The following is a 9,189-nucleotide window of genomic DNA, read 5'->3' as shown; positions in this document are numbered from 1 at the left end:
GTCTACGCGTGGGGAGGGTACGGCGACCCCCTCCGCGCCGCCGTCACTGCCTGGAAGGACGAGGGGCGTCGCGACCTCGTCGCCGTGCTGGCCCCCGCCCTCGCCGAAGCACTCACCGTCGCGCTCCGTGGGATCGGGGACTCCGGTATGGCGCCGCTCGTCGTGCCGGCTCCCTCGTCCGCGCGTTCCCGACGTGTGCGGGGGGACATCCCCCTGAACGCACTCGTCACACGGTCCGTCGCCGGACTTGCAGCGCGCGCTGTCCTGCTCGCTCCCGCCCTCGACGAGGGCCGGCACGTGCGCGACCAGGCCGGGCTCGGAACCTCCGCCCGGCTCGCCAACGTCAGCGGCGCCTTCACGGTGCGCCGTCGGTGCCGCCCGCTGGTCGCCGGTCGCGACTGCGTTGTGGTGGACGACCTGATGACGACCGGAGCAACGCTCGCCGAGTGTGCCAGGGCCCTGGGTGAGGCAGGCGCCGCAGACGTGTTGGGCGTGACGATCGCGGCTGCCCGGCGGCGCCGGGGCGGGTCGCGACGGATGCCTGCGCCGGCCGCGCCTCCGGTCGGCATCACGGGTCACCCGGTGTCGTGGTCCCTTCCGCCGGATCGGATCGACGGTTAGGGTCGGAGTATCAGCAGCCCCCAGTTCCCGTGGGCGCCGTCAGGGGCGCCCACGCTGTGGTCGAGCGAAAGGGGTGGTGCCGCGGCAGCCTTTGGGGCCTCACCCGGGCCTGGACGCTACAACACCGAACGCGCGATCAAGGAGGAACCGTGGAGATCGTGGTCACTGGACGTCACGTCCAGATCCCCGACCGTTTCCGTGAGCAGCTCGAGGAGCGTCTGGCCAAGGTGCCGACCCTCGTCCCAAAGGTGCACCGGATCGACGTGGTTGTCACGAACGAACGGGTGAGCCGGGCCTCACAGCGAGTGGAGATCACGTGCCGGGCGAAGGGTCCTGTGATCCGAGCCGAAGCCTGCCGGGACGACAAGTTCGTGGCCCTCGACGCCGCTGTCGACAAACTGCTCGAGCGGCTCCGTCGCAGCAACGACAAGCGACGGGTGAGTCGCGGACGCCGGCTTCCCGAGTCGGTGGGCCAGGCGACCGCACGCGTGGCGCCCGTGGACGCGGAGGGTGGCGAGTCACCATCCGCGCAGGACGGCGGGACCGACGACCTCGACCGCTTCGGGGCGGTGGGCAACTCGCCGATCGAGGTCCGCGAGAAGGTCCACTCGGCGGCGCCGATGACCCTCGAGGATGCCGTCAACCAGATGGAGCTCGTCGGACACGACTTCTTCCTCTACCACGACCTCGACACCGACCAGCCGAGCGTGGTCTACCGGCGGCGGGGGTGGAGCTACGGCGTGATCCACCTCGACACCGCCGAGACGGCGGGCGTCCCCGGCCCGACCGCCGCAGTCGGCTGACCGTGACCGTGATCGGGGGAGCACGCGGGCCTCGGGATCATGCAGCGCGGCATTTGCGATGATGACCCCTGTGCAGGCCACGAGTTCTGAGTGCATCCGCGTTCTCATCGTCGACGACCACGCCCTCTACCGTCGGGGCCTACAGACCATCCTCGGTACCGAGGACGGCATCGAGGTCGTCGGTGAGGCGGCCGACGGGGTCGAGGCCGTGGAGATGGCCGAGGAGACCCTGCCGGACGTCGTCCTCATGGACGTAGGTATGCCGAGGCGGGGTGGCATCGAGGCGTGTCGCGCCATCCGGGACCGAGTTCCCTCGGCGCGGATCCTCATGCTCACCAGCTCAGACGACGAAGCACACCTGTTCGACGCGGTCCGGGCGGGAGCGAACGGCTACCTGCTCAAGGACGTGCCTCCCGAGGAGGTCGCCGACGGGATCCGGGGGGTGCACCACGGCCAGGCGCTCATCTCGCCCATGATGGCGGCCAAGCTGCTGACCGAGTTCGCGAGCCTCAGCGAGCCCGACGTCGTCCCCGCGCCGACGCCGGGTCTCGAGGTGCCCCGCCTGACGAAACGTGAGCTCGACATTCTCGGGCGCGTCGCCCGGGGCCGGCTCAACCGTGAGATCGCACGGGAGCTGTTCATCTCGGAGAACACGGTCCGCAACCACATCCGCAACATCCTCGACAAGCTGCAGATGCACTCCCGCATGGAGGCGGCGATGTATGCCGTGCGTCAGCGGCTCATCGACCCCGACGAATGAGCGCCGGGACGAGGCGCGACTACAGCCATGACCTCTGGCACGCGACGGATCAGCCGCGAGCAGGCCCGCCGGATCGCCATCGCGGCGCAGGGGTTCCTCGACCCTCGCCCTGAGCCGTTCGGGGCGACGATGCGCCACCTGCAGCGAGTCGTCGACCGGCTCGGCGTGGTGCAGATCGACAGTGTCAACGTGCTCGTCCGCAGCCACTACCTGCCCTTCTTCTCCCGGCTCGGGCCGTATGACACCGCCCTGCTCGACCGCGCCCGCGACCGGGCACCGCGGCGCCTGGTCGAGTACTGGGCGCACGAGGCAAGCCTCATCCCGCCGCAGACCTGGCCGCTGCTCGACCCGCGGATGCGGGTGGCCGCCGAGAAGGCGTGGGGCTCGATGCGCCGTATCCTCGCCGAGCGCCCCGAGTTCGTCGACCTCGTCGAGGACGAGGTGCGCCGACGGGGCCCGCTGACGGCTCGCGAGGTCGAGGCGGCCCTCGAGCACGACCAGCCACAGCGCACCGACAGCTGGGGGTGGAACTGGTCCGAGGTGAAGCAGGCGCTCGAGTTCCTCTTCTGGGCGGGGCGCATCAGCTCCGCCGGCCGGACCGCCCAGTTCGAGCGCCGGTATGCCGCTCTCGACGTGACCGCGCCCCCGACCCTGCGCGGCGCATGGCTCAACCGGGCCGGTCCCGGTGCCGACCCGGACCGTTTCCTCGAGCTGGTCCGGGTCGCAGCCCGTGCGCACGGCGTCGGCTCGGAGCGTTGCCTGGCCGACTACTTCCGCCTGACCCGTGAGCAGGTGCGGCCGGCCATCGAGCGGCTCGTGGCCGACGGGGAGATCGTCCCGGTGTCCGTGCCCGGCTGGCGGCAGGCGTGGCTCCACACGGCGGCGCGAGTGCCGCGCCGGGTGCACGTCGAGGCGCTGCTGAGCCCCTTCGACTCGCTCGTCTGGCAGCGCCACCGGGTCGACGTCCTGTGGGACTTCCACTACCGGATCGAGATCTACACCCCGCGCCACCGGCGGGTCCACGGGTACTACGTCCTGCCCTTCCTCTACGGCGAGCGCCTCGTCGCGCGGTGCGACCTCAAGGCCGACCGGCCGGCGGGGGTGCTCCGGTGCCACTCCGTCACGTGGGAGCCAGGGGCCCCGGCCGGGGCGGCCGAGGCGCTGCAGCGCCAGCTCGGCTCGATGGCGACCTGGCTCGGCCTCGGGTCGGTCCGGATGGGCGGGCCCGCCCCGTCGGGCGCGGCAGATGCGCTGGGAGGTCAGTGAGCGGCATACCTGATGTGCGGGCAGCGCGCGATCGGCGGGCACCGGAACACAGCCTGGGGGCTCATCCGTTGGTCGAGGGGACAGATCGGCGGTTAGCCTAGGCGGGTCCCCTGCAGACACGGGGGCTGTCGCGCGCCGCGGGCGGCACACGAGTCAGTCGGGAGAGAACAAGGCCATGGTGATCGAGAAGCTGCTGCGCGCCGGTGAGGGCCGGGCCTTGAAGAAGCTGTACGGCATCGCGAAGCAGGTGAACGCCCTCGAGGCCGACTTCGAGAAGCTCACCGACGAGGAGCTGCGGGAGGAGACACCGAACTTCCGGACGCGGCTCGAGGAGGGCGAGACGCTCGACGCCCTGCTGCCCGAGGCGTTCGCTGCGGTGCGCGAGGCGAGCAAGCGAACGATCGGCAAGCGGCACTTCGACGTGCAGATCATGGGTGGTGCCGCGCTGCACCAGGGCAACGTCGCCGAGATGAAGACCGGTGAGGGCAAGACCCTCGTCGCGACCCTGCCCTGCTATCTCAACGCCCTTACTGGCAAGGGCGTGCACGTCATCACCGTCAACGACTACCTCGCCGAGTACCAGTCCGAGCTGATGGGCCGTGTCCATCGGGCCCTCGGCGTGGAGACCGGGTGCATCCTCGCTTCGATGACGCCTGACCAGCGCCGGGTCGAGTACGCCAAGGACATCACCTACGGCACGAACAACGAGTTCGGCTTCGACTACCTGCGCGACAACATGGCCTGGGAACCCTCCGAGCTCGTGCAGCGAGGTCACCACTTCTGCATCGTCGACGAGGTCGACTCGATCCTCATCGACGAGGCCCGCACCCCGCTCATCATCTCCGGGCCGGCCGACCTCGCGACCAAGTGGTACGTCGAGTTCGCTCGCATCGCGGCCCGTCTGACCCGGGGCGAGGACGGCGAGGGCGACTACGAGGTCGACGAGAAGAAGAAGACCGTCGGCGTGCTCGAGTCGGGGATCGCCCGGGTCGAGGACCTGCTCGGCATCGACAACCTCTACGACATGGTCAACACCCCTCTCATCGGCTACCTCAACAACAGCATCAAGGCCAAGGAGCTGTTCAAGAAGGACAAGGACTACGTCGTGCTGAACGGCGAGATCCTCATCGTCGACGAGCACACCGGCCGCATGCTCGCGGGTCGGCGCTACAACGAGGGCATGCACCAGGCCATCGAGGCGAAGGAGGGCGTCGAGATCAAGAACGAGAACCAGACGCTCGCCACCATCACCTTGCAGAACTACTTCCGCATGTACGACAAGCTCTCGGGCATGACGGGCACCGCCCAGACTGAGGCGGCCGAGCTGAACTCCATCTACAAGCTCGGCGTCATCCCGATCCCCACGAACATGCCGATGATCCGCCAGGACCAGCGCGACCTCATCTACCGCACCGAGGCGGCCAAGTACGTGGCCGTGGTCGACGACATCGCCGACCGCCACGATGCCGGGCAGCCGGTGCTCGTCGGCACCGTGTCGGTGGAGAAGAGCGAGTACCTCTCGCAGCAGCTGAAGAAGCGTGGCATCAAGCACGAGGTGCTCAACGCCAAGCAGCACGAGCGTGAGGCCGCGATCGTGGCCGAGGCCGGCCGACGGGGCGCGGTCACCGTCGCCACCAACATGGCCGGTCGAGGCACCGACATCATGCTCGGGGGCAACTCCGAGTTCCGTGCCGTGGCCGAGCTCAAGCAGAAGGGCCTGGACCCCCAGGAGACGCCCGACGAGTACGAGAACGCCTGGGACGACGCGCTCGCCAAGGCCGAGCACGCCGTCAAGACCGAGCACGAGGAGGTCACCGAGCTCGGTGGTCTCTACGTGCTCGGCACCGAGCGTCACGAGTCGCGGCGCATCGACAACCAGTTGCGTGGTCGCTCGGGCCGTCAGGGCGACCCCGGCGAGTCGCGGTTCTACCTCTCCCTCAACGACGACCTCATGCGCCTGTTCAACTCGGGCATGGTCGACCGCTTCATGCAGACGGCCGGCATGGAGGACGACGTGCCGATCGAGAGCAAGATGGTCACGAACTCGATCCAGAAGGCCCAGGGCGCCGTCGAGGCCCAGAACTACGAGATCCGCAAGAACGTCCTCAAGTACGACGACGTCATGAACCGGCAACGCCAGGTGATCTACGAGGAGCGGCGGTCGGTCCTGGAGGGGGTGGACCTCCAAGAGCAGATGCGGATGTTCGTCAACGACGCGGTGGGTGGCTACATCGACGCGGCGACAGACGAGGGCTTTGCCGCCGACTGGAACCTGGAACACCTGTGGGACGCCCTGCGTCAGATCTTCCCGGTGTCGATCACGATCGAGCAGATCGAGGACATGGCCGGCGGCCGCCAGCTCGTCACCAACGAGCTGCTCCACGAACAGCTGCTCACCGACGCGCACGAGGCCTATGACCGACGCGAGGAGCAGCTCACCCCTGACACGATGCGCGAGGTCGAGCGGCGGGTCGTGCTGTCGGTGCTCGATCGCAAGTGGCGCGAGCACCTGTACGAGATGGACTACCTGCAGGACGGGATCGGCCTGCGCGCGATGGCACAGCGCGACCCGCTGATCGAGTACCAGCGCGAGGGCTTCCAGCTCTTCGAGGCCATGATGGACTCCATCAAGGAGGAGTCCGTCTCGAACCTGTTCAGCGTCGAGGTCCAGGTGGCCCCGACCACCCCGCCGGTCGGCGCCGTCGCACCGCAGTCGGTGTCCGAGATGGTCGCCGGCCTTGCCGAGGCGGCGTCCACGGTCGACGCCGACGCCGAGACGTCCCCCGAGGTCGACGGGGAACCGGTGCCGGCGGGGGTCAGTGTCTCGGGGCTCGACCTGCGCACGGGCGTCGACACGGACCGGGTGTTGAGCTACTCGGCGCCTGGTGAGGACGGCTCGGTCGTGCGGTCCGGTGGTGGCGGGCAGCGTCCCGTCGAGCGGCCCGCCAACCGTCGCGGCAAGAAGGTGAAGCGCAAGCGCCGCTGAGCCGAGTCGGCGCTCCGGGCCACGCTCGTTCCGCCCACGCGGAGCGTGGGACCCGGCTCGTGTCCTCACGCCTTCCGATGGCTTGTTCTCCTCGGGGCTCCGGTCCTCCCTCGCTGTGCCTTCTGTCCGGACTCCTCGGGGCTCCGGTCCTCCCTCGCTGGCGCTCGGTCGATCCTCACCCCGTCGTCGTCCGGACTCGCTAGGTCGATTCTCACCCTGTGGTCGAACAAGCGTGCTCAGCCGACGGTGAGCTGCGTGACGAGCCAGCGGCCGTCGAGACCCTCGAGGCGGAGCGCAAGGGCCCGCACCCTGCCGTGCACGACGACGACGGCGCACGCCTCAACGATGCCGTCTGCAGGCTCGCAGATCCGGACTCGGCGGACCATGGCCGGGCGCCGGGCACCGCCTGGTCGGCGTTTCGCGGCCACGAGCGCTCGCCGGGCCAGCCCGGAGTAGATGGCTGGTGACGTGTGTCGGATGAGCTGCGGCGCCGGCCGTTGTGCGGTGATGACCTCGACGATGGCCTGGGCGATCTTCGCCACGAAGGGGAGCGGGTCCGGTAGCTTGCTCCGCCGGGTCAGGCGTCGTGCACTGTCATCGCCCGGGCTGTAGGTGAAGTCGAGGGCGAGGGCCGCCTGCGTGTAGGGCTGTGCAACCACGGGACGGTAGGCCTCTTCTGCCGAGATGACGGGTGGCTCGGTGGCCGGGACGGGACGAACGAGGACGGGGCGGGTCGTCATCGGTGCTCTCCAAGGGTCGGGATGCGCAGTTGCTGCCCGGGATGGATCAGGTCCGGGTCGGGGCCGATCACCTGGACGTTGAGCGCGTACCACTCAGGCCAGGCGAGGGCGATCTGTCGGTCGCTCGCGTCGCGGCCGAGCTGTCGCGCGGCCAGCGACCACAGCGAGTCACCCTGCCGGACGGTCACGACGTCATCGGGGAAGTGCGCAGCCCGGGGGGTTGGGACGAGCAGACCGGTCGCGCCGGTGTCGGTGACCCGTACGGGGCGCGATGGACGCCATCGAGGGTCGGATGGCGCCATCCGCTCTGCAGCGGTGCCTCGGGTCGGGGCGAAGCGGGGTGAGAGAGGATCTGGGCTCGTTCGACGAGGGCTGGCAACGACGGGGATGGTGGCAGCGGGACTGGGCGCGAAGCCGGGATCCGGTGAGCTGGACCCGTCCGTCGTGGCCCGGTCGTTCGGGCCGGCCTGAACCTGTGCGATCGTGACGGCTGATGCTGCGCCGGTGGCCGGGCCCGAAGGCAGGCTCACGGTGCCGAGTCCGGTACCCAGCAGGAACGCGAGCAGGCGGCGCAGCAGGGCAGGAGTCAGCGCATCGACGCAGCGCCCGGCGCCGCGGCCAGCGACGCCCGGCACGAGTGCCAGGGCCGCGAGCAGCGTACCCAGTGTCAGCCATGCAGTCGTCCCGACAGATGCCCACACGAGCAGGCCGGTGATCACGTCCTCAAGCCGGGGGCGCGGCCCGTTGGCAAGCGGCCATGATGATCCCGCAAGCGGAAGGAGCACGATATGGATCAGAAACACCCCGGTGCTGGTGAGCAGGGTCATCATCGCCGCGCCCTGGAGGAGGCTGCGCCTTGCCGCGGATGAGCCGGTCGTCATGAACATGACGCTATTCAATATCGTTTGCTTACGTTTGACAACACCATCGACGGACGAATGTGGTTGTCTGGGGTAGAGCGGAGCCGAAGGAGGCACTGCGAAGGAGGCCTTGACATGCGGTGGGACCGGCTCTTCGAGGACCTCGACGCCCAGGTGGAGTCAGATGTGATTCGTCAGCGCGAGGCCGAGGTGGCCGATCGGACTCGCCACGAACGGGCCCAGATCGACATCCAGTCCCGATTGCTCGCATCGGTGGGCACATCCCCTGTCACGGTCCGTTTCGTCAGCCGGAGCCTGACCGGTGTCGTTCGGGACGTCGGCCCGGACTGGATGCTGCTCGAAACCGCCGGTCGGCGATCGGCCCTCGTTGCCACCGCGGCGGTGGCTTCCATCGTCGGAGCCGCTCGCGGTGTCGTAGAGCCCTCCGTCGTCGCGAGGCGCTTCGGGCTGGGGTCGGCCCTGAGGGCAGTGAGCCGGGACAGGTCAGCGGTGGAACTCGTGGCGGCCGGCGTCCCGCTCGTCGGCACGATCGACGTGGTGGGCTCTGATCATCTGGAGATGGCAGAGCACGCCCCGGACATGCCAAGGCGTGCTCGAAATGTGACGGCCGTTCACGTCGTACCCTTCCGGGCGATCGAGTGGGTGCGCCGCGTGCGCCCGTGAACGGAGTCACGTCCCGCGGCATCATTCCTCGTCGGCACCGACTCCGAAAGGGTGGGCCTTCACGAAGGTGCGGGTCTCTGTGTACATCCGCTGGATGTAGTTCTCCAACTCCGTCGCCTCGACGCGCCATTGGCCCCGGCCGCCGACCTTGATCGCGGGAAGCTCACCTGAGCGGACAAGGGCGTACGCCTGAGCTGACGAGATGTTGAGGATCTCGGAGACCTCGGCGAGTTGGAGGAAGCGCTGGGCCACGACTGCTGCTCCTGTGTCTGGAGGGATCTTGACGGTGTCTTGGGACATTCTTGACCATCTCTTTACCTATTGTCTGCGTTTTGCACGACGCGGTCAGAATCCCCCGTGGCTCTCACCTGCTCCGATCCTAGGGGAGGTGCCTCCTGGAACGGCGGTTGTCCACAGGACGACCACCGGGGCGACAGTTTGGGGTCATTTCAGGCAGGATGTGTCCCGC

9 protein-coding genes are annotated in these 9,189 nt (G+C 68.9%); 6 read left to right on the top strand and 3 right to left on the bottom strand.

Features of this window, described 5'->3' with window-relative positions:
- From L0H79_RS07500 to secA, 5 genes are all read left to right on the top strand, one after another.
- The coding region (locus L0H79_RS07500) for a ComF family protein (RefSeq protein WP_301483970.1) at nt 1–621 on the top strand (621 nt) is incomplete at its 5' end.
- A 149-nt stretch (nt 622–770) separates the two neighbouring features.
- Complete coding sequence (gene raiA / locus L0H79_RS07495; protein ID WP_301483969.1) at nt 771–1,424, top strand: ribosome-associated translation inhibitor RaiA; 654 nt, start codon at nt 771–773, stop codon at nt 1,422–1,424.
- Nucleotides 1,425–1,494: 70 nt separating this feature from the next.
- Nucleotides 1,495–2,184, top strand: a complete 690-nt coding sequence (locus tag L0H79_RS07490) for a response regulator transcription factor (RefSeq protein ID WP_301483968.1) — start codon at nt 1,495–1,497, stop codon at nt 2,182–2,184.
- Nucleotides 2,185–2,211: 27 nt separating this feature from the next.
- Nucleotides 2,212–3,450 (top strand): winged helix-turn-helix domain-containing protein, encoded by a 1,239-nt coding sequence (locus tag L0H79_RS07485; protein WP_301483967.1) that lies wholly within the window; start codon nt 2,212–2,214, stop codon nt 3,448–3,450.
- Between the two features lie 175 nt (nt 3,451–3,625).
- Entirely contained in the window at nt 3,626–6,436 is a 2,811-nt protein-coding gene (gene secA, locus L0H79_RS07480; RefSeq protein ID WP_301483966.1) for a preprotein translocase subunit SecA, read from the top strand.
- A 236-nt stretch (nt 6,437–6,672) separates the two neighbouring features.
- Here secA and L0H79_RS07475 read toward each other — a convergent pair whose 3' ends face one another.
- Together L0H79_RS07475 and L0H79_RS07470 are read right to left on the bottom strand one after the other, a co-directional pair.
- Entirely contained in the window at nt 6,673–7,176 is a 504-nt protein-coding gene (locus L0H79_RS07475; RefSeq protein ID WP_301483965.1) for an Rv3235 family protein, read from the bottom strand.
- Entirely contained in the window at nt 7,173–8,057 is an 885-nt protein-coding gene (locus L0H79_RS07470) for a LysM peptidoglycan-binding domain-containing protein (protein ID WP_301483964.1), read from the bottom strand. The genes L0H79_RS07475 and L0H79_RS07470 overlap by 4 nt, the downstream gene beginning before the upstream one ends.
- Before the next feature lie 114 nt (nt 8,058–8,171).
- Here L0H79_RS07470 and L0H79_RS07465 point away from each other — a divergent pair, with 114 nt between their 5' ends.
- Nucleotides 8,172–8,720, top strand: coding sequence for a hypothetical protein (locus L0H79_RS07465; protein ID WP_301483963.1), 549 nt, complete (start codon nt 8,172–8,174; stop codon nt 8,718–8,720).
- A gap of 21 nt (nt 8,721–8,741) precedes the next feature.
- On the opposite strand, the gene L0H79_RS07460 is transcribed toward L0H79_RS07465, so the two are convergent.
- Nucleotides 8,742–8,972, bottom strand: coding sequence for a helix-turn-helix domain-containing protein (locus L0H79_RS07460; protein WP_301483971.1), 231 nt, complete (start codon nt 8,970–8,972; stop codon nt 8,742–8,744).
- Nucleotides 8,973–9,189: the final 217 nt, after the last annotated feature.

The sequence above is a fragment of the Intrasporangium sp. genome (assembly GCF_030452765.1).
Taxonomy (GTDB): domain Bacteria; phylum Actinomycetota; class Actinomycetes; order Actinomycetales; family Dermatophilaceae; genus Intrasporangium_A.
This window is presented reverse-complemented; position numbering and strand designations above follow the sequence as displayed.